This is a genomic window from Polymorphospora sp. A560 (assembly GCF_045781765.1).
Classification (GTDB): Bacteria; Actinomycetota; Actinomycetes; order Mycobacteriales; family Micromonosporaceae; genus Polymorphospora; species Polymorphospora lycopeni.
Genome location: NZ_CP122282.1, coordinates 4,823,992 through 4,844,239 on the forward strand (window position 1 = coordinate 4,823,992; position 20,248 = coordinate 4,844,239).

Here is a 20,248-nt window from a genome sequence, read left to right on the forward strand (position 1 = left end):
GGCGGGGTCCGCCGTTTATGTTTCGATACGATATGGCGGACCCCGCCACTTAGCAAGCTCGGAGATGAACGCCATGCCCGACGGCCAGCGCGCCGACGCCCGGCGCAACTACGCGCGCATCCTCGCGGTGGCCGAGAAGGAAGTCGCCGCCCATGGCGCCGCCGCCTCCCTGGAGCAGATCGCCCGCACCGCGGGGGTCGGCTCGGCGACCGTACGTCGGCACTTCCCCACCCGCCGCGCACTGCTGGAGGCGGTATCCCGGAAAAGGATCGAGGCACTGTGCGTCCGCGCCCACGAACTGACCGGCAGGGGCGACAGCCGGGACGCGCTCCTGGGGTGGCTGGACAACGTCCTCACCTACTCCGTCTCGGTCCGCGGACTGGCGGCCGCGCTGGCCTACGACGACCCCGGATCCGACCCGGTGCAGGAGAACGCCTGTTCGGCGGCGCTGGAAGAGGCGGCGGGTCCCCTGCTGCACCGCGCCGCGCAGGACGGCGCGGTGGCGACGGGTGTCACCGTCGCGGACCTGATCACACTGATAGTCGGCATCGTCCTGGCCACGGAGCACCACCCCGACCCCGCCGCCCGGGCGGATCGGCTGTTCCGGCTCGCCGTGACGGGACTGAGCCCAGCCCCGCACCGCCCGCGTTGATCAAGGACTTGTCGCCAAGATCCTGACCTGTTTCGCCCGACACATCCCCTTGATCAACAAGGCGCCGGACGGGGCAACGGCGGGCGGGGCGGTCAGCGTAGGGCGGTCGCCGCGCCGGCCCGTACGGCGGTGGTCAGCGTGGTGAGCACCGTCGACTCCAGCCGCCAGTACTGCCAGTAGAGCGGCACGTCCAGGTGGCGACCGGGGGTGAGGTCGACACACCGACCGGCGGCGATGTCCTCGACGGCGATCCGCTCCGGCACCAGTCCCCAGCCCAGCCCGAGCCGGACCGCCTCCACAAACGCGGCGGCCGCCGGGACGTAGTGGATCGGCGGGTCGAGCGTGCGCTTGGTCAGCGTGCCGAGGAACCGGTGCTGGAGCCGGTCCTTGCGGTTCAGCACGATCATCGGCGCGGTCGCGAAGCCGGCGACCACGTCCGTACCGGCGAAGTGCGCCCGCCGCAACGCGGGCGCGGCCATCGCCAGGTAGCGCATCGCGCCCAGCCGCTCGACCCGGCAGCCCTGCACCGGCACCTGCTGGGCGGTCACGGCCGCCATCGCCGTCCCGGCGCGCAGGATGTCGGCGGTGTGGTCCTGGTCGTCCTGGTGGATGTCGAAGGCGAGCCCGCCCTCGGCCGTCAGCCCGGCCAGGGCCGGCAGGAACCAGGTCGCCAGCGAGTCGGCGTTCACCACGACGGCGACCCGGGTGCGGGTGTGGCCACCGGCGACCGGTCCGCGCGCGGCGTCGAGGGCTTCCCGTTCGAGCAGGGCGGTCTGGCCGGCGAGCCGGACCAGTGCGGTGCCCGCCTCGGTCGGCTCGCACGGCTTGCCGCGCCGGACCAGGACCTGCCCGACCGCCTGCTCCAACGCCTTGATCCGCTGGCTGACCGCGGACGGGGTGACGTGCAACGAGCGGGCGGCGGCCTCGAAGCTGCCCTCGTTGATCACCGCCTGGAAGGTGACGAGTTGGACCGGGTCGAGCGCCATGATTAGCGATTCTAATGCAGGTTGAAAATCTTTAGCTGGAGCAAAGTGACGCCGGCTCCTAGCGTCGTCGGGGTGATCGCCTCGACCATCGCCGGATTCTCCGTAGCCGTCGCACTCATCATGGCCATCGGCGCGCAGAACGCGTTCGTGCTGCGGCAGGGGCTGCGCCGCGAATACGTACTACCGGTGGTGTTCACCTGCGCCGTTTCGGACGCGGCCCTGATCGCCGCCGGCATCGCCGGCCTCGGCGCCGCGATCGCCGACCGGCCCGCCGTCCTCGCGGCCGTCCGCTACGGCGGTGTCGCGTTCCTGCTCGGCTACGCGGTGCTCGCGGCCCGCCGGGCGATCCGGCCCGGCGCGCTGACGCCGGCCGGGCGGCCGGCCGGCACGCTGCGCGCCACGCTGCTGACCTGCCTCGCCTTCACGTACCTCAACCCGCACGTGTACCTGGACACGGTGCTGCTGATCGGCTCGATCTCCCGGCAGCACGCGTATCCGTGGTGGTTCGGCGGCGGTGCGATGCTGGCCAGCGTGGTCTGGTTCGCCGCCCTCGGCTTCGGGGCCGGCCGGCTCGCCGGGGTGCTGGCCCGACCGGCGGCGTGGCGCGTCGTCGACGGCGGCGTCGCCGTGCTGATGGTCGTGCTGGCGGTCACGCTGCTGCTCGGCTGAGCCCGCGACGCCGGCTCAGGGGAACCTGCGGGGGCCGGGGCCCTCGCGGCCGAGCACGTCGCCGGGGTTGGACAGCGGGCAGGACCGCAGCGTCAGGCACCCGCAACCGATGCAGTCGGAGAACTGGTCACGCAACGCGGTCAGTTCGTCGATGCGACGGGTCAGGTCGTCGTGCCACTGCCGGGAGATGGCCGCCCAGTCCCGCTTCGTCGGCAGGCCCTGGTCGGGCAACCGGTCGAGGGCCTCCTTGATGCGCTCCAGCGACACCCCCACCCGCTGGGCGGCCCGAATGAAGGCGATGACGCGCAGCGTGTCGCGACGGTATTCGCGACGGTTACCCGCCGTCCGGCGGCTGCGGATGAGGCCGAGACTCTCGTAGTAGTGCAGCGCCGAGACGGCGACGCCGGCCCGGGCGGCGACCTGGCCGGGCCGCAGCCACACGAGGTCGGCGTCGAGCTGCGGCATCCTCTTCCCCGATCGGTCACCCCGACCCGTCGGCCCTTGCTCTGTCCCGCCCGGTCGGCCCTTGACGTCAAGTGCACTTGACGAAGTTGACTCTACATCAAGTGAACTTGACCAGGAGGGAAGCGTTATGACCAGGTCGAATCCGGTAGGTACGCCAACGTCGGCGGACGGTCCCCGATGAACGCACCGACGATGCGGGCGGCGGCGTTCGACGAGTTCGGGGACGCGGACGTGCTGCGGACGCGCGAGCTGCCCCGCCCGCCGTACGGGCCGACGGAGGTGCTGGTGCGGGTCGCCGTCGCCGGGGTACAGCCGGTCGACGTGGCCGTACGCTCCGGCGCGCTTCCGCCCTGGGCGGACATCACGTTCCCGCAGGTCGTCGGCAACGAGTTCGCCGGCACGGTCGAGGCCGTCGGCGCCGACGTCCACGACTTCGCGGTCGGCGACGAGGTCGCCGGATTCCGGGTGCTCGGCTGCTACGCGGAGTTCGTCGCCGTCCCGGCCACCCAGGTCGTACGCAAGCCGGCCGGGGTCGACTGGCGCGCCGCGGGCACCCTGTCGGCGTCCGGCCAGACGGCGCACACCGCACTGGAGGCGCTGGCCGCGACGGCCGGCGAGACCCTGCTCGTGCATGGTGCCGCCGGCGGGGTCGGCACCATGCTCGTCCAGCTCGCCCGGGCCCGCGGGCTGGCCGTCGTGGGCACGGCCGGCGCGGCCAACCAGGAGTACGTCCGCTCGCTCGGCGCGACCCCGGTCCGCTACGGCGACGGCCAGCTCGACCGTATCCGGGCGGCCGCCCCCGGCGGCATCGACCTCGCGCTCGACGCGGCCGGGCACGGCAACCTGCGTACGACGGTCGAACTCGTCGCCGACCGCGGCCGGATCGGCACCATCGCCGACTTCGACCTCGCCGGGGAACTCGGCTGCCGGCAGCTGCGCAGCGACCGGTCGGCCGCGCGGCTGACGGAACTGCTGGCCAGGTGCGCGGACGGCACGCTGCGGGTCACGATCCGCGCGGCGTACGAACTGGAGCGGGCCGCCGACGCGCACCGCGACGTCGAGACCGGACACGGGTACGGGAAGGTGGCCCTGCTCGTGGGGAACCAGGTGCCGTGACCGCCGGCCGGTCCCCCGGCTGCCGGGATGCCTGACGGGTCACGGTTGCCGGCGCCGGCCGGCACCTGCGAGGCTGCCCGCATGGAACCGATGCGGCTGATCGAGCCGTCCCCCGGCAAGTACTCCCTGCTGCTCGACGCGGGAACCACCGCCGTCGACGACGTGATCGCCGAACTCGGCCACGAACCCAACGGATACTTCTGGGAGGGCGTCGCCCAGCTTCTCGTCAGCACCGAGGCCCCGACGCTGGAAGGGCGTTTCTCGTACGACCCGGAGGGCGGCATGTTCTGCGCCTACGGCACGGACCGGGAGGCTCTGGAGGACCTGGCGAACCGGATGGCGGCGGTCGCCTCGGACGCCGGACGGATCCGGGAGCTGGTCGAGCTGGCGAAGGCGAACGGGTTCGAGTTCGACGACTGAGCCGGCCGGTGCCGGGGTCGACGGATGCCGTTCCGCCGACCCCGGGCCCGGGCTCAGAGTTGCCGCGCCGCCAGCGCCGTCCCCTCGATCCGGGCCCTGATCTTCGCCCAGGCCGTGTCCCGGGACGTCGACACGTCGTCGCCGAACGGCGCGAACCCGCAGTCGTCGCAGGTGCCAAGCCGGTCCGGCGGGATGTGTTCGGCGGCCCGCAGCACCCGGTCGCGGACCAGTTCGGCGGCTTCCACCACCGGGTCGACCGGATCGGTCACCCCGACGAAGATCCGCTGGTCCGGTCGCGAGTGGGCGGCGATCGCCGCCAGCACCCGGTCGGGGTCCGGCTCGCTGGCGAGCTGCACGTAGAACGCGCCGGCGTGCAGCGCGAACAGGTGCGGCAGCAGCTCGGTGTAGTCGACGTCGAGGCTGTGCGTGGAGTCCTGGTCGCCACCGGGGCAGGTGTGCACCCCGATCCGGGCCCGTTCCTCGTCGCTGAAGCGGTCCAGGACCCGGTTGTTCAGCGCGACGAACGCGTCGAGCACCCCCTTGGAGGGGTCGAGCTTGATCGACAGCCGGCCTTCGGTGAAGTCCAGCTGGACCGAGTACGCCCCGGCGTCGAACGCCGACCTGATGTCCGCCTCCGCCTCGTCGACGAGGTCGTCGAGGAACGCCTCCCGGTCGTATCCGTCGATGCCGCCGCCGGGGTACAACAGGCTCAGCGCCGACGGCGCGATCACCGCCTGCTTGACCGGCACCGTGGCGTGCTTGCGCGCGGCCCGCAGGTATTGGCCGGAGCGGACGGCGTAGCGGAACGGGCCGGCGGTGAGCCGGGGCAGCTGGCGGGTGTGTCCGTCGGCGAACGGGATGACCGCCCCGTCGGGCGCCAGGTTGGGCAGGCCCTGCAACGGGTAGGTGGCGAAACTGGGTTTGGACTGTTCGCCGTCGGTGACCACGGGCGAGCCGAGGGCCTCGAGGCGGGCGATGGTGTCGCGTACGGCGTCGTCGTAGAGGGCGTCGAGGGCGGCCGTGTCGATCCGGCCGGCGGCGTGGTCGGCGATGCCGGCGATCAGCCGCTGCGGTCGTGGGATGCTTCCGATGGATTCCGTCGGGAGAATCATGCATGAACGCTAATGCGAGGCTGAACATTCCACAATAGGCAGTCGTGACGCGCACCCGTTCGGCGGCAACCGATTCCGGATCCGCCGACGGCGCCTGACCAGGGTCGGCGACCGGCGCCTACCCGCGCGGACCGGGCCGGCTACCGCCGGGAGGCCAGGGCCCGCAACAGGAACAGGGTGTTCGCCGGCCGCTCGGCGAGCCGGCGGGTGAAGTAGCCGTACCACTGCGGCCCGAAGGGCAGGTAGACGCGTACGCCGTGGCCGGCGGCGGCCAGCCGGCGCTGCTCGCCGTCGCGCACGCCACGCAGCATCTGGTACTCGAAGTCGCCGGCTCCCCGACCGGTCCGTCGGGCCAACTCGGCGGCGATCGCTACCAGCCGTGGATCGTGGGTCGCCACCAGCGGATGTCCGGCGCCGGCGAAGAGGATCCGCAGGCACCGTACGTAGGCCAGGTCGACGTCGGTCCGCCGGTGCAGCGCCACCGCGGCCGGCTCCCGGTAGGCGCCCTTCACCAGCCGGACCCGCGAGCCGGCGTACGCCAGGTCGGCGCAGTCGGCGGGGCTGCGCCGCAGCGCGGCCTGGATCGCGACACCGACCCACGGGAAGTCCCGCCGCAACGCCCGCGTGATCTCCAGCGTGCTGTCGGTGGTGGTGTGGTCCTCCATGTCGAGTGTCACCAGCACGCCCGCCCGGTCGGCGGCGGCGCAGATCAGCCGGGCGTGGTCCAGGGCGCGGGCCGGGCCGTCCGCGCCGTCGAGCAGCCCGAGGGCCGACAGCTTGACCGACAGTTCGCTGCCGGGGCCGGCCAGCCCGCTGTCGGCCAGCCGCCCGGCGAGCGCGACGAAGTCGTCGCGGGTCTGCCCGGCCCGGCCCGGATCGGTGACGTATTCGCCGAGCTGGTTGAACGTCACCCGGAGCCCCGCGGCGACCAGCGTCGCGGCGGCCGCGAGCGCGTCCGCCGTCGTCTCGCCGGCGACGAACCGGGCCACGACGGCGCGGGTCGCCGGCACGGCCTGGACGGCCGCCTTGACCCGGTCCTGGTTGGCGGCGGCGATCAGGGTACGGCGCAGCACGGTGTTCCCTTCCCGGTCAGTGCACCGAGGTCCGCAGGTGGTGCGGGCTACAGACCTCCTCGTCGATCTCGGCGGGTGGGGCCTCGTGCGGCGCGGTGATGTCGGCGCGCAGCGCGTCGAGGTCGAGGAGCCGACCGCGCAGCACCACGGCGTCGATCGCGCGGACGGCGGCGATGTCCGCCAGCGGATCGGCGCCGAGCAGGACGAGGTTCGCGTCCTTGCCCTCGGTGACGGTGCCGAACCGGTCGGCCAGGTCGAAGGCACGGGCGGCGTCGATGGTCGCCATCCGCAGCACCCGGGCCGGTGCGAGGCCCTGTTCGGCGTAGATCGCCAGCTCGCGGTGCAGCGCGTCGCCGGGGAACGTGTACCAGGTGCCCGCGTCGGAGCCGGCGACGACGGTGACGCCCGCGTCGAGCAGCGGCCCCAGGTTGGCGCACGCCTCTTCGTAGGCGCGCGCGTAGTCGTCGATCTGGTCCTTGATCTCGTAGATCGACCGGTGCTGGCGCTGGTACTGCGCGACGCTGTCCGGCGGGGCGGCGGGTGGCAGCGAGATCCGCCAGCGGGGCAGCGACCGCGACTCGTACGAGGCGAGGGTGGGGATCAGGATGGTGCCGGCGTCCGCCATCCGGGCCAGCAGCTCGGGCGGCATCGGGTCGATGACGCCGTGCCCGATGATGTCCGCCCCGCAGCCGACGGCCACCGAGGCGTCGTCGACCGTCGCGATGTGCACCGCCGCCCGGTATCCGCGCCGGTGTGCCTCGTCGATGAGCGCGGCCAGCAGGTCCGGGCTGAGGTTCGGCAGCGTGCCGAAGACGTCGTCGTAGACGATCTTCACGAAATCGGGGTTGGCCGCCGTGATCCGGTCGATCTGCTCGCGTACGTCGTCCATGGTGACCACGACGCTCGCCGCGTCGCCGACCGAGCAGCTGCAGAAGCCACCGGGGGCGTTCAGGCAGCCGTACGAGGTGAGCAGCCACGGCCCGAGGAAGCGGCCCTCGTTCACGTCGTCGCGTACCCGGTCGGCGGCCGAGCCCGGGAAGTGGCCGCCGGCGGTGAAGAAGTCGACGGCCTGGGTCACGCCGTGCACGAGCATCTGCTTGAGGGTGCGGCGGAAGTCGGACTCGACGCCGAGGAAGCCGTTGAAGGCGATGTGCACGTGGCAGTCGAACAGGCCGGGGATCAGGTAGCGGCCGGCGCCGTCGACGACCCGCGCCGACGCCGGTGGCGGGTCGTCCGCGGCGGTCGGCTCGATCCGGGTGATCCGCCCGCCGGCCACCCACACGTCGCGGGCCGGCCGGTGGGCGCCGGCCTCGACGTCGACCACGGTGACGTCGCGTACGACCAGGTCGGGGGCGTCGTCGTACGCCGGGGTGCCGGTCATCGGGCCGCCGCCCGCGCCGGGTCCTGCTCGTGCAGGTAGGCGTAGATCGCCTGGGCCATCCGGAAGTCGTCCTCGGTGTCGATGTCCACCGGCTGGTTGGCCGCGTGGAACCAGTACGGGTTCGCGCCGATCGGGCCGAGCGTGGTGGCGGTGGAGCGGCGCAGGATCGAGAGGGTGAATCCGAGCTGGTAGTGCATCGGCAGGGTCTGCGACGGCCGGTGCCAGGGGCCGAAGCCGAAGCCCATCGGCCGGTGGTCGTGGTCGAGCAGGTACATCTGGCGGGGGTAGACCACGACCAGGGCGTCGTTGTGGTCGCGGGCCTCCCGCCACCGGGCGAGGCATTCGGCGTACTGGTCGAAGAGCGGATCGGTGACGTGACACCACATGATGTCGTCGTCGCCGGGGGTGTCCCGGCAGATCTGGCTCACCACGGACGCGTACGGCGTCTCGTTGCGGGCCAGCTCCGGTGCCCGGGACAGGAAGTTGATGCCGAGCCGCTCGGCGTGCGCGGCGCAGGCGGGCTCCTCGCTGCTGACGTAGATCTGTTCGGCCGGCAGCACGGTCAGCAGTTGGCCGACCTTGATGTCGAGCAGGGAACGGGTGCCGTGGAAGGGACGGAAGTTCTTGTCCGGCACCCGGGTCGAGGACGCCTTGGCCGGGATCACGGCCTTGATCGTGGGGGTCACGGGGCCGCCTCCGCCGTCACGGCTTCGGCACCGGCCGCCGCCTCGGTGATGATCCGCCGGTACGACTCGGCGTAGCGGCAGCCGGCCACCTGCCCGTTGCCGCTGAGCCGGTTGACCACCCAGGCCAGCGCCGCCGTCGGGTCGACGTCGTCGGCGAACTGGCTCTTGTGCCGCTGGATGGCCTCGATTCTGCGGGTCAGGTACGGCGACACGTCGACGTAGAAGTCGGTGTGTTCGTGCCCCGGTATCCACACCTCCTGGACCCGGTGCGGGGTCAGCCCCTCGCTCAGCAGCTCCGGGTATGCGCGCGGGTTGCGGGCGTCCGGGTAGACGGCCGCGAGGGCGGCCTCGCCGGTGGCCAGGTGGTCGGGGTGCGACGCGCCGATCGGGAAGACCAGGGAACGCAGCGGCTGGTGGGTCAGCACCAGTTCGGGCCGGTGGCGGCGGATCTCGCGGGTGAGCGCGCGGCGCAGCGGGACGTCCGGGGTGAGCGATCCGTCCCGCAGCCCCAGGAAGACGACCTCGGTGGCGCCGAGCAGGTCGGCGGCGTCCTGCTGCTCGGCGTAGCGGCGCCGGGTCAGGTCGGCGTCGGACACCGACGGGTCCTCCCCGCCCTGCGAGCCGTCCGTGCAGACGACGTAGACCACCTCGGTGCCCGCGTCGGCGAGCCGGGCGACGGTGCCGCCGAAGCTGTATTCGGCGTCGTCCGGATGCGCGGTGATGACCATGGCGCGACCGAAGTCGCGGGGCAGTGGTAGCAGGATCGTCTCCTTTCGCCGCGGGTGGCTGCCGCGACCCGCTTCCCTTGCGCGTACGACGGCCGGACCGCTCAGCCGACCCGGGTGTCGGACCGGCCCGCCCGGGCCAGCCGGACGAGGTCGTCGATGCTGCCGTCGGTGAGCAGGTCGCCGAGTTCGACGGTGAGGTCGACGTCGCTGAGGCGGGTGGTGAGCGCCAGCGCGAGCGCCGACGTGCCGCCCGCGTCGAGGAACGACAGCCCGGGATCGGGGTCGGCCACCTGCATCACCTCGCCCCAGATCCGCGCGATCCGCTCGTGCAGCGGGTCGCCGGCCACGGTGGCGACCGGGGCGGTGGCGACCGGCGCCGGGGCGGCGTCGGTCAGGTCGTTGCGGACCTGCCGCCGGTCGACCTTGCCGGGCCCGAGGGTGGGAATCCTGGGTACGACCACGACGCGCCGCGGCACGAGGTGGACCGGCGCGTTGTCCCGTACGTGGCGCACCAGGTCCGCCGGCCGCGCCGTGGCACCGGGTCGGAGCACCACCGCGGCGGCCGGCACGGCGCCGAGGATCTCGTCGGGCAGCCCGGTGGCGCAGACGTCGCTCACGTCCGGGTGGCTGGCCAGGATCTTCTCGACGTCGCCGGGGAAGACGTTCTCGCCGCCGCAGACGAACATGTCGTCCATCCGGCCGACGAAGTGGTACCAGCCCTCGTCGTCCACCCGGAAGATGTCGCGGGTGCGCAGCCAGCCGTCGACGTAACGCTCACGCGTGGTGACCTCGTCGAGGATGGTGCCCGCGGAGATGAGATCGCTTTTGATCCACAGTTCGCCTTCCGTGGTCTGCCGGCCCGACTCGTCGAGCAGGCGGGCCTCCACGCCGGCCCATGGCCGGCCGCAACTGTCCGGCGCCTGCTTCTCGCCGGGGGGCTGGCCGAGGCAGGGCGCGCATTCGGTGAGGGCGTAGATGTTCAGGATCTCGGCGGTCGGCACGGCCGCCCGGAGCCGGTCCAGCATGCCGGGCGTGGAGGGGCCGCTGCCCACCCGGATCGAGCGCAGCGCGCTGAGGTCCAGGGCCCGCAGCAGGTCCCGCTCGCGCAGCAGGGCGGCGGCCTGCGACGGGGTGAAGACGACCGTGGCGCAGCGGTGCAGGGCGAGCTTGACGAGGATCTTCGCCGGGTGGAAGGAGTCGGCGACCACGCCCGTCCAGCCGCGCAGCAGTCCCAGCATGACACCGGCGTTCAGGCCGGAGGTGTGGTAGAGCGACGTGGCGACCAGGTAGCGGCCCTCGGCCTCGGTGGCCGCCCCCGCCGACGCGGTGTATCCGCCGCTGCGGTAGCGGGTCAGCAGCCGGAAGTGCTCGTGCGTCTTGAAGATCATCTTGGGCCGGCCGGTGCTGCCCGAGGTCAGGAACGCGACCGCCGGAAACCGGTCCGGGACCTCCACCGGCAGGTCGGCCACGGGGGCGGCGAGCAGTTCGGCGAAACCGCGCGGCCCGGGACCGCCGATGGTGAAGGTGCGCGCCGGCAGCCGGCGCACCGCCGCCGTGGTGACACCGCCGTCGCCGCCGTCGACCACCGCGGCCAGACAGCCGGCGTCGGCCAGGATCGCCTCCGCGGCCGGCGCGGGCAGCCCGGGATCGCACAGCACGGCGGTGAGTCCGGCCCGGACGGTCCCGTAGATCGCCTGCAACAGTTCGGGCCCGGGCCGGGCCGAGATCAGCACCCGGTCCCCCGGAGCCAGCCCGTCCGCCAGGAGCCCGGACGCCACCCGGTGCACGTCGGCGTCGAACTCGGCGTAGGTCACCACCCTGTCGTCGCCGTCGCCGACGAAGACGAACGCGGCCCGGTCGGGCACCGCCTCGACATGGTCACGGAAGAGGAGCACACCGTTCGTCTGCAATCTCACTCCCCTGGTGACGCCGTCGGGCGCCGGTGATCCTATCGCAATCTTCGATACCTTCGGGCCGCCGCCAAACTGCCGGCCGCAAGCCTTACCGGTCAACCCGTTCGGCCGCCTGTCAATCGACAGCGATTGAATTTCAATGACGATTCGGAACCCCGAGCTGACCGATTGACCATTGACATCCATCGTGCGCTGGCGGCCCGCTCATCCACCATGGACCGCGTCGATGCGATGTGCAACACTGCACGCCATGCCAGCCTCTCCGGATCGGACGGACAGTGCCGGGTCCGCCGGATCGCACCACGGATCAGCGGCGGTCGTCGTGACGACCGTGCCGTCTCCGGCGGCGACCACCACGGGCGTCCGGTGCGGGTAGCCGAGCACATCGTCCGCAAGCTGGTCGAGGAGGGCGTGGAAGTCCTCTTCACGGTGCCCGGCGAGCAGATGGACGCCCTCTTCGGCGCCCTGGCGGACACCGACATCCGGGTCATCCACACGCGACACGAGCAGGGCGCCGCCTTCATGGCATACGGCTACGCCCGCTCCACCCGCAAGATCGGCGTCTACACCGTCATCTCCGGCCCCGGCGTGCTCAACTCCACGGCCGCGCTCGCCACCGCATACGCCGGCGACGCCCGCATCCTCTGCCTCGCCAGCGAGATCCCCTCGCCGCTGCTCGGCCGTGGCTACGGCGTACCGCACGAGGTCCCCGACCAGCTCGGGATCCTGCGCCGGCTGACCGGCTGGGCCGAACGCGTCGGCACACCGGCTCAGATCGACGCCGTACTCGGCGAGGCGTTCCACCGGCTGCGGTGGACCCGGCCGCGCCCGGTGGCGGTCGAGGTGCCGACCGACGTGTGGGGGGCCGAGGCCGGCGACCCGCACCGCTGGACCGGGCCGGCCGTCGACCAGCATCCGGACGCCGCCGCCGTCGAGGCCGCCGCCGCGCTGCTCGCCTCCGCGAAGGCCCCACTCATCATGGTCGGCAGCGGGGCGCGTGGGGCCGCCGCCGAGATCCAGCGGCTGGCCGAGCGGCTGCGGTGCCCGGTGACGGCGGACATGGGCGGCCGGGGCATCGTCGGCGACCGCCACGAACTGTCGGTGACGCTTCCGGTGGCCCACCGGCTCTGGGCCGAGACCGACGTCGTCCTGGGCATCGGCACACGGCTGATGCGCCCGCAGGTCGAGTGGGGGTTGGACGACAACCTGCAGATCATCCGGGTCGACCTCGACCCGACCGAGATCGACCGGGTACGCCCGCCCGCGGTCCCGCTCGTCGCCGACGCGACCCTCGCGGTGCGGGCCCTGCTCGACCGGGTCGACGACGCGCCGCAGCGGGAGGACTGGCTGGCCCGGGTGAAGCGGGCCCGTGACGACGTCGAGGCCGAGGCCGCCCGGCTGGTGCCCCAGGTCGACTTCCTGCGGGCGATGCGGGCCGTGCTGCCGGACGACGGCTTCTTCGTCGACGAGCTCACCCAGGTCGGCTACGTCTCCCGGTTCGCCTTCCCGATCTACGCGCACTCGACGTACGTGCCGGTCACCTACCAGGGCGCGCTGGGGTCCGGCTTCGCCACCGCGCTCGGGGTCCAGGCCGCGAATCCGGGGCGGCCGGTCCTGTCGATCTCCGGCGACGGCGGCTTCCTCTACACCGCCGTCGAACTGTCGACCGCCGTGCAGCAGCGGCTGCCGGTCGTCGCGGTCGTCTTCAACGACCGCTCGTACGCCAACGTGAGCCGCTCACAGCTGCGCAGTCTCGGCGCGACGGTCGGCACCGACCTGCACAACCCCGACTTTCCCGCGTTCGCGAAGGCGTTCGGCGCGTACGGCGTCCGGGCGACCACGCCCGACGAGCTGGCGGCCGAGATCTCCGCGGCGTTCGGCCGGCCGGACGCGCCGACGGTGATCGAGGTGCCGGTCGGCGAGATGCCGAGCCCGTGGCCGCTGATCCGCCTGCCGCGGGTCAGGTGAACGCCGATCCCGCACCGGCCGGGAGGCCGTCCGTCCCACGCCGCTTCCGAGGAGTCGACATGGCCCAGGCCACGCCACACACGTTGCCGTTCCGCCCGGCGTTGGCGCACATGCGCAGCCAGCGGATCGTCGAGGTCGCCAAGGTCACCAGCAGCCACCCGGGCGCGATCAGCCTCTGCTTCGGTGAGACGGACCTGCCGACCGCGACGGTCGTACGGGAGGCGGCCGAGCAGGCCATGCGGGAGGGCAAGACCACCTACGCCGACCGGCGCGGCATCGCGCCGCTGCGGGCGGCGATCCAGGAATACCACCACCGCACCCACGGCCTCGACATCGACCTGGACCGGATCTCGGCGACCTCGTCGGGCATGACCTCGATCATGATCGCTCTGCAGTGCCTCGTGGAGCCGGGCGACAACGTCGTGGTGGTCGCGCCGATCTGGCCCAACATCGTGATCGCGATCGAGGCGATGGGGGCCGAGGTCCGCTTCGTCCAGCTCGACGCCGAGCAGGACCGGTGGTCGCTCGACCTGTCCGCGGTCGACGCCTCCTGCGACGAGCGGACCCGGGCGATCTTCGTCGCCTCGCCGGGCAACCCGACCGGCTGGACGATGACCTCCGACGAGCAGCGGGAACTGCTCGACCTGGCCCGGCAGCGCAACACGTGGATCATCTCGGACGAGGTCTACAACCGCCTGGTGTACGACGGCTCGTTCGCCGCGCCCTCCTTCCTCGAGGTGGCCCGCGACGACGACGCCGTATTCGTGGTGCAGAGCTTCTCGAAGACGTGGGCGATGACCGGCTGGCGGCTGGGCTGGCTGGTGCATCCGGCGGCACTCGCCCACCAGGTCGGCAACCTGAGCGCGATCAACAGCACCGGGTCGGCCACGTTCGTGCAGCACGCCGGCGTCGCCGCGATCCGGCAGGGCGAACCGTTCGTCGGCGAGCTGATGGCCCGCTGCCTGGACGGCCGGAACATGGTCGACGACGCCCTCGGCCGGATCGCGCGGGTCTCGGCGCCGCCGGTGCCCGCGTCCTTCTACGCCTTCTTCCGGATCGACGGGGTCGAGGACGATCTCGCGTACGCCAAGGACCTGGTGGCCCGGGCCGGCGTCGGCCTGGCGCCGGGCTCGGCGTTCGGTCCCGGCAACGAGGGCTGGTTCCGGATCTGCTTCGCGCAGGATCCGCAACGGCTGGCCACGGCACTCGACCGGCTCGTCGCCGCCATCTGACACCGGCGCGGACCGCGCCCGGGCGCCACCACCCGGTGGCGCCCGGTGCGAGGGATCGCTAGGCCGCGGCGAGCTGGGCGGTCAGCTCGTCCAGCGTCGCGGCCAACCCGGCCGACACGCGGGTCAGCGGCAGCCGGCACTCCGGGGAACGCAGCAGGCCCTGCCGCCACAGGCAGTACTTCAGCGGCATCGGGTTGGACTCGCCGAACAACGACGGGATCATCGGGCTGATGGTGCCCCAGGCGGTCCGGGCCCGGACCAGCTCCTGCTTCGCGATGGCGTCGGCGACCTCGACGAACGTCCGGGTCGCCAGGTGCGAGGAGGCGAGGATGCCGCCGGCGGCACCGTTGGCGAGGCTGGTGAAGAACATCGGGTCCTCACCGGTGAGGACCGACAGTTCCGACGGCGCCCGGTGCAGCAGGTCGAGGCTCTGCATGAGGTTGCCGGTGGAGTCCTTGACCGCGCGTACGTTGGGCGCGGCCGCCACGATCTCGAACAGCGCGTCGTTGGAGAGGTTGACCCCGGTCCGGTACGGGACGTTGTAGACGATGACCGGCCGTTCGGTCTCACCGGCGACCGCCCGGTAGTGCGCCACCAGGCCGTCCGCCGGCGGACGGTTGTAGTACGGCGTGACGACCAGGTATCCGGCGACGTCCAGCGACTCGTACGAGGCGATGCCGGCGGCGACGTGCCGGGTCGAGTTCCCGCCGACACCGACGTACACCGGGAGGGCGCCCGCCACCGCCTGGATGGTCTCGACCACCACCGCCCGCTGCTCGTCGGGCTCGACGGTCGGGCTCTCGCCGGTGGTGCCCATCATGATCAGACCGGCCAGCCCGAAGCCCGAGTAGTGATCGACCAGCCGCCGCAGCGACTCCAGGTCGACGGCACCGTCGTAGAACGGTGTCACCAGGGGCAGGTACACGCCTTCCAACTTGGTCATCAATCAACCTTCGCTCTTGATCCCGGTCGCCGGTCAGCCGACGACCTCAACGTCTATCAATGCCCACGAATTGGGTCCCGTTGCCGAGAGAGCGAGCCTGGCACCCGGCTCGAACGTGCCGGCCCTGGCGAACAGGGCGCAGTTTACCAACAGGTCGGCCGCGAAGCTGTGTCCGTGATCGGCCACCGGTCCCGGCACCAGTTGGGCCGCCGCGAACCCCGCGGCCCCGGCCAGGAACCGCTGCGACGAGAGCCGGTAGTTGTTGAACAGCGCGTGGGTGTAGTCGCGCGGGCCGAGGCCGGTCACCTCCTTCAGGCCGGCGGCGGCCGAGCGGCCGAGCAGGACCGTCCGGCGCTGCCCGGCGGGGCTGACGTCCGCGGTGCCGCCCTGCGCGTCGGTGCGTACGGCGACGCCGTGCACCCGCAGCGCCGGCCGGGCGGCGGGAGCCTCCCGGGTGGCGAGCACCGCGGCGGCGCCGTCGCTGAGCACCGACAGCGGGCCGGTCATCATCCGGCCCCGGCCGCTGGCCACCCGGTCGGCGGTGACGATCAGGGCCGAGCCCGCCGGGTGGCGGCTCAGCAGCGCGTCGGCGACCTGGACCAGCAGCCCGAGGTTGCCACAGCCGTGCCCGGCCAGGTTGAGCACGACCGTGCCGGGTATGCCCAGCGCGACGGCCAACCGGGCGTTGGTGGACAGCGCGTCCTCGCCCTCCTGCGGCGTCTCGGTGGCGTAGAGGACGAAGTCGGGGCTGGCCCCGGCCGCCGCCAGGGTCTTCGCGCCGACGTCACACGCCATCTCCAGGGACGACGCGGTCGTCTCCCGGTAGTCGCGCAGGCCGTCCTGGCTCAGCCGCTCGTCGTCGCAGCCGGGTTCGCCGAGCCCCGCGACGGGGCGCGGGTCGCCGTGGACGTACGAGATGGACGACAGATGGATGTCCGCCACGGACACCTCCTCTCCGGTTCCGGGCCACGCCCGGGCGGGCCAGCGGTCTCAGTCCCCCGCCGGGACGGGCTCGCGCCGCAGTTCGATACGCGACGCGGAGACGACCCGGCCGCCGGCCACCACGACCTCGGTCGGCACCGGGTGGCTGAGGAAGCCGAGCAGGCTGGCGCTCAGCCCGTACGCGCCCACGTTCGGGATGGCCAGGACGTCGCCCGGGGCGAGCCCCGGCAGGCCGAGCCCGTGGCCGAGCATGTCGAGCGGGGTGCACAGCGGCCCGGCCAGGTCGACCCCGGCGTCGTCGGCCTCCTTCGCCACGGCCTGGATCGGCTGGGCGGAGGTAGGCAGCAGCCGGCGCAGGCCGGACAGGCCGCCGAGGTGGTTGATGCCGGCATCGAGGACGGCGAACCGGCGCCCGTGGCTGTCCTTGACGTCGAGCACCGTGGTCAGCAGGGTGCCGGACGTCCCGACCAGGTGCCGCCCGGTCTCGACGGCGATCCGCGGGTCGCCGTCGCGCCACCCGGCGACCCGGTCGTCGAGTTCGGCGGTGAGGGCGGCGGCCAGCCCGGGGTAGCCGACCCGCTCCCCCGGCCGGGCGTACGGTGCGGCGAAGCCGCCGCCGATGTCCAGGACCTCCAGCGGCAGGCCCTTCTCCCGCAGCCAGGCGGCGGTGCGGATGCTGCCGCACAGCTCGGCGACGAGGGCCTCCTCGGTGGCCGCGTTGGTGATCGAGTAGAAGTGCGCGCCCCGGACGGTCACGGCGGGGCAGCGCGCCGCCGTGTCCAGCAGTGCCGGTACGTCGGCGAGGTCGACGCCGAACTGGCTGGCCGTACCGGTCATCCGCAGTCCGGAGCCGCCGGCCGCGGCCCCGTTGACCCGGACCAGGCAGTCGACCCGGACACCGTGCCCGGTGGCGGCGGTGTCGAGGCGGAGCAGGTCGGTGCGGGACTCGACGGAGAAGACCCGGACCCCCCGGTCGAGCGCGTACGCGAGGGCCCCGGGCGTCTTGCCCGGCCCGGTGTAGAGGCAGTCCGCCGGGTCGGCGCCGGCGGTGAGGGCGACGTCGACCTCGCCGGACGAGGTGATCTCGGGGTGGCAGCCCGCCGACACCAGGGCCGCCACCAGCGCCGGATGCGGGTTCGCCTTCAGCGAGTAGTAGACGCGGGTGCCGGTGGGCAGGCTGGCCGAGAGGTCCCCGAGCGCGCGGGTCACCTCGTCCAGGTCGTAGACGTAGGCCGGGGTGCCGAACCGGCGGGCGAGCGCCGCGTGGTCGGGTGCGGCGACCGTGGTCGGGGCCGCCGGGTGGCCGGCCCGGTCGCCGGCTCCGGTGGCGTCGGCCGGTCGTACGCCGTTCGGGGTCATGCCGGTAGCTCCTCGGTACGCCGCCGCAGGGCGGCCCGGTCGATCTTGCCGTTGCCGGTGACCGGCAGCCGGTCCACCAGGTGGCAGGAGTCGGGGCGGCGGGCCGGGTCGAGCCACTGCCCGAGCTGGCGCAGGACGTCGTCGGCGGTGACCGTGCCGGTGACGTAGACGTCGAGCCGGTCGCCGTCGGCGTCGTGCACCGCCGCGCACTGGCTGACGCCGGGGACCCGGCTGACCGCCGACTCGATCTCGATGAGGCTTACCCGCAGGCCGCGCCGCTTCACGATGTCGTCGCGCCGGCCGGTGAAGTAGAGGTGGCCGTCCGCGTCGAGGTAGCCGTAGTCGCCGGTGTGCAGCCGGCGTTCGCCGGTGCGGGGATCGGCCCGGAACCGGGCGGCGGTCAGTTCGGGCGCCCGCCAGTAGCCGGTCATCACGTGCGGGCCACGGACCACGATCTCGCCGACCTCGCCGGCCGGGGCCGGGGTTCCGGCCTCGGTCAGGATCTGCACCTGGGTGCCGGGCAGCGGCCGACCGACGGAGTTCGGGCGGGTCAGGTCGCCGTCGGGTTCGCCGATGGTGACCCGCTTGCACTCGGTGATGCCGAACATCAGGCAGATCCGCGCGTCCGGGTAGGCCCGCCGCAGCCGGTCGATGGTCTGCGCGGACATCGCCGCGCCGGTGTTGGTGAACAGCCGGACCGGGCTCGGCGCGGGTTGGGGTGCGCCGGGGCGTACGCGTTCGGCGAGCGCGGTGAGGGTGGCCGCGATCGAGGGCACCAGTGGCACCACCGTGGCTCCGGCGGCGCGGATCTGGCGGTCCAGGGTCAGGTCCGGCCCCGAGTCGCTGAAGACGACCGACGCGGTGCTGAGCGCCGCGAGGAACACCTGGTAGAGGCCGTAGTCGAAGGACAGCGGCAGCCGGACGAAGACGACGTCGTCGGCGCGGTAGGCGAGGCGTTCGGCGATGGCCAGCGTCGCGAAGTGGACCTGCGCGTGGCTCGACGTCACCGCCTTCGGCCGCGACGTGCTGCCCGAGGTGTAGATCATGAGGCAGAGGTCGGCGGGAATGGTGTCCGTTTCCGGCTCATCGGCGACGGTGCCGGTGCCGTCCAGGCGCGTCCACAGTTCGGTGACGCCGACGGCGGCCCGGCCGCCGACGCTCGCCCAGCCGTCGGTGTCGCCGTCCTCCAGCACCACCACCGCCGGGTCGGCGTCAGCGACCAGGTCGGCGAGCAGGAACGGCTTGAGGTCGCGGTGCACCGGTACGGCGATCGCCCCGGCCCGCGCCGCGCCGAAGACCATGGCCACCTGCTCGCGGCGGTTCGCCGTACGCAGCAGCACCCGGTCGCCGGGCCGTACGCCCCGCTCGCGCAGCCAGTGGGCGAACCGCCGGCTGTGGTCGGCCAGTTCGGCGTACGACCAGCCGCCCCGCTCGTCGCGTACGGCGGGGGCGTCCGGGCGCCGCCGGGCGGCATCGTCCAGGATGGAGTGCAGCCGTACACCCCAGGGCGCCCCGTCCCGCGTCGGCTCACCCATACTGCGCCATCAGTTCGGTCATCAGGTCGACGAAGTCCTGGTGGTGCTCGACCCGGGTCTGGTGCCCGCCGCGCAGGCAGTGGGTGCTCACGCTGCCGATCTCCTTGGCGTATTCCTCGACGTACTGCCACGGGGTCAGCAGGTCGGCGGAGGACCCCACCAGGTGGACCGGGCAGCGGTAGGTGTCCGGCCCGTCGCGGCCGAGCCGGAAGAAGTCCTCCAGCGCGCCGATCAGCGCGAGCACGGCTTCCGGGCGCCGGCCGTACTGGCCGGCGAACGCCTTCATGGTGACGTCGAAGTGCCGGGTGTGCCGGCAGACGAAGTCCGGGGAGAAGATCTGCAGCAGCACCGTCCGGACGAACAGGTCGGTCTCGCCCTTGGCGATCAGTTCGCTCCAGGTGGCCAGGCGGCGGAGCTGGTATTCGGCCAGCCGGTGCGAACCCACCCCGCCGAGGATGATCGCCCGGAAGTCGACGCCCATCTCCAGGTGCAGGTAGCGGCAGACGTTGCCGCCGAAGGAGTAGCCGTGCACCACGCAGTCGGCGGGATCGACGCCGATGCTGTCGAGGTAGGCGGCGGTGTATCTCGCGTAGTGCGCGATCGTGTTCATGTCCGGGTCGGTCGGCGACGAGCCCTGGTTGGGAAACTCGAAGGTCAGCGTCCGGCAGTGCCGGCCGAGCTGGGCGACCGTGGGGTCCCAGCTGTCCCGGGACTGGAAGTGCCCGTTGATCAACAGCAGCGGGGTGCCCTGGCCGCGTTCCTGATGACGAAGGGTCGTCAGGTCCATCAGCCCGCCGCCCGCAGCCGGGCCACGACCGCCCACAGCCGCTCGGCGCTGGCGAACGTCTCGAAGTTCATCTCGCTGTCCGGGAACGAGATCCCGTAGACGGACTCCAGGTCGATCAGCAACCCCACCATCTCCAGCGAGTCGAGGCCCAGCTCGACCAGGCTCGCGTCCGGCGCCAGCGGGTCATCCGCGGCAAGCAGCTTCAGATGCTTGCGAAGCACCGTGATGAAGGTGTCGTCCCACGCCCGCTCCACCATCGATCTCCCTGCTCGCCCTGTCCC

General features: G+C 72.8%; 20 protein-coding genes. 6 read left to right on the forward strand and 14 right to left on the reverse strand.

Annotated elements, in window-relative coordinates; all coding sequences use genetic code 11:
* Positions 1-64 precede the first annotated feature (64 nt).
* A complete protein-coding gene (locus tag QCD66_RS21445; protein ID WP_375735661.1) occupies positions 65-652 on the forward strand; it encodes a TetR/AcrR family transcriptional regulator in 588 nt (195 codons plus the stop codon).
* A 92-nt stretch (positions 653-744) separates the two neighbouring features.
* Here the strand turns inward: QCD66_RS21445 and QCD66_RS21450 are convergent, their stop codons facing one another.
* Positions 745-1,638: a LysR family transcriptional regulator ArgP gene (locus tag QCD66_RS21450; protein WP_375735662.1), complete on the reverse strand. Its 894-nt coding sequence runs from the start codon at positions 1,636-1,638 to the stop codon at positions 745-747.
* A 72-nt stretch (positions 1,639-1,710) separates the two neighbouring features.
* Here QCD66_RS21450 and QCD66_RS21455 point away from each other — a divergent pair, with 72 nt between their 5' ends.
* Positions 1,711-2,307, forward strand: coding sequence for a LysE family transporter (locus QCD66_RS21455; protein ID WP_357537106.1), 597 nt, complete (start codon positions 1,711-1,713; stop codon positions 2,305-2,307).
* A gap of 15 nt (positions 2,308-2,322) precedes the next feature.
* Here the strand turns inward: QCD66_RS21455 and soxR are convergent, their stop codons facing one another.
* Positions 2,323-2,772, reverse strand: a complete 450-nt coding sequence (soxR, locus tag QCD66_RS21460) for a redox-sensitive transcriptional activator SoxR (RefSeq protein WP_375735663.1) — start codon at positions 2,770-2,772, stop codon at positions 2,323-2,325.
* A 177-nt stretch (positions 2,773-2,949) separates the two neighbouring features.
* On the opposite strand from soxR, the gene QCD66_RS21465 reads away from it, so the two are divergent.
* Both QCD66_RS21465 and QCD66_RS21470 read left to right on the forward strand, forming a co-directional pair.
* A complete protein-coding gene (locus QCD66_RS21465) occupies positions 2,950-3,888 on the forward strand; it encodes an NADP-dependent oxidoreductase (RefSeq protein WP_375735664.1) in 939 nt (312 codons plus the stop codon).
* 81 nt (positions 3,889-3,969) lie between these two features.
* Positions 3,970-4,308 (forward strand): Imm51 family immunity protein, encoded by a 339-nt coding sequence (locus QCD66_RS21470; RefSeq protein WP_375735665.1) that lies wholly within the window; start codon positions 3,970-3,972, stop codon positions 4,306-4,308.
* 53 nt (positions 4,309-4,361) lie between these two features.
* Here QCD66_RS21470 and QCD66_RS21475 read toward each other — a convergent pair whose 3' ends face one another.
* From QCD66_RS21475 to QCD66_RS21500, 6 genes are all read right to left on the reverse strand, one after another.
* Positions 4,362-5,420 (reverse strand): cobalamin-independent methionine synthase II family protein, encoded by a 1,059-nt coding sequence (locus tag QCD66_RS21475; RefSeq protein WP_375735666.1) that lies wholly within the window; start codon positions 5,418-5,420, stop codon positions 4,362-4,364.
* 140 nt (positions 5,421-5,560) lie between these two features.
* Complete coding sequence (locus tag QCD66_RS21480) at positions 5,561-6,493, reverse strand: proline dehydrogenase family protein (RefSeq protein WP_375735667.1); 933 nt, start codon at positions 6,491-6,493, stop codon at positions 5,561-5,563.
* A gap of 16 nt (positions 6,494-6,509) precedes the next feature.
* Positions 6,510-7,874, reverse strand: a complete 1,365-nt coding sequence (locus QCD66_RS21485) for an amidohydrolase family protein (RefSeq protein WP_375735668.1) — start codon at positions 7,872-7,874, stop codon at positions 6,510-6,512.
* Positions 7,871-8,560 (reverse strand): cytidylyltransferase domain-containing protein, encoded by a 690-nt coding sequence (locus QCD66_RS21490; protein ID WP_364207121.1) that lies wholly within the window; start codon positions 8,558-8,560, stop codon positions 7,871-7,873. The genes QCD66_RS21485 and QCD66_RS21490 overlap by 4 nt, the downstream gene beginning before the upstream one ends.
* Positions 8,557-9,288, reverse strand: coding sequence for a PIG-L deacetylase family protein (locus tag QCD66_RS21495; RefSeq protein WP_375735669.1), 732 nt, complete (start codon positions 9,286-9,288; stop codon positions 8,557-8,559). Before QCD66_RS21495 ends, QCD66_RS21490 begins: the two co-directional genes overlap by 4 nt.
* Positions 9,289-9,389: 101 nt before the next feature.
* Positions 9,390-11,198, reverse strand: a complete 1,809-nt coding sequence (locus QCD66_RS21500) for a class I adenylate-forming enzyme family protein (RefSeq protein WP_375735670.1) — start codon at positions 11,196-11,198, stop codon at positions 9,390-9,392.
* Between the two features lie 369 nt (positions 11,199-11,567).
* Between QCD66_RS21500 and QCD66_RS21505 the strand changes: the two genes are divergently transcribed.
* Together QCD66_RS21505 and QCD66_RS21510 are read left to right on the forward strand one after the other, a co-directional pair.
* On the forward strand, positions 11,568-13,169 hold the full coding sequence (locus QCD66_RS21505) for a thiamine pyrophosphate-dependent enzyme (RefSeq protein ID WP_375735671.1): 1,602 nt from the start codon (positions 11,568-11,570) through the stop codon (positions 13,167-13,169).
* Positions 13,170-13,228: 59 nt separating this feature from the next.
* The gene (locus QCD66_RS21510) at positions 13,229-14,401 is read left to right on the forward strand and encodes a pyridoxal phosphate-dependent aminotransferase (RefSeq protein ID WP_375735672.1); all 1,173 of its coding nucleotides are present in this window, start codon (positions 13,229-13,231) and stop codon (positions 14,399-14,401) included.
* Between the two features lie 58 nt (positions 14,402-14,459).
* Here QCD66_RS21510 and dapA read toward each other — a convergent pair whose 3' ends face one another.
* Genes dapA through QCD66_RS21540 form a run of 6 tightly spaced genes read right to left on the reverse strand, consistent with a single transcriptional unit; the run spans position 14,460 to position 20,224 of the window.
* A complete protein-coding gene (gene dapA, locus QCD66_RS21515) occupies positions 14,460-15,344 on the reverse strand; it encodes a 4-hydroxy-tetrahydrodipicolinate synthase (protein WP_375735673.1) in 885 nt (294 codons plus the stop codon).
* Positions 15,345-15,377: 33 nt separating this feature from the next.
* Positions 15,378-16,286 carry a hypothetical protein gene (locus QCD66_RS21520; protein WP_375735674.1) on the reverse strand — a complete coding sequence of 303 codons (909 nt, stop codon included), beginning with the start codon at positions 16,284-16,286 and terminating at the stop codon, positions 15,378-15,380.
* Positions 16,287-16,334: 48 nt separating this feature from the next.
* On the reverse strand, positions 16,335-17,645 hold the full coding sequence (locus tag QCD66_RS21525) for a type III PLP-dependent enzyme (RefSeq protein WP_375735675.1): 1,311 nt from the start codon (positions 17,643-17,645) through the stop codon (positions 16,335-16,337).
* Positions 17,642-19,180 (reverse strand): class I adenylate-forming enzyme family protein, encoded by a 1,539-nt coding sequence (locus tag QCD66_RS21530; RefSeq protein ID WP_375735676.1) that lies wholly within the window; start codon positions 19,178-19,180, stop codon positions 17,642-17,644. The genes QCD66_RS21525 and QCD66_RS21530 overlap by 4 nt, the downstream gene beginning before the upstream one ends.
* Entirely contained in the window at positions 19,173-19,967 is a 795-nt protein-coding gene (locus QCD66_RS21535; protein WP_375735677.1) for an alpha/beta fold hydrolase, read from the reverse strand. The genes QCD66_RS21530 and QCD66_RS21535 overlap by 8 nt, the downstream gene beginning before the upstream one ends.
* The gene (locus QCD66_RS21540) at positions 19,967-20,224 is read right to left on the reverse strand and encodes a phosphopantetheine-binding protein (RefSeq protein ID WP_357537071.1); all 258 of its coding nucleotides are present in this window, start codon (positions 20,222-20,224) and stop codon (positions 19,967-19,969) included. Before QCD66_RS21540 ends, QCD66_RS21535 begins: the two co-directional genes overlap by 1 nt.
* Between the last annotated feature and the right edge of the window lie 24 nt (positions 20,225-20,248).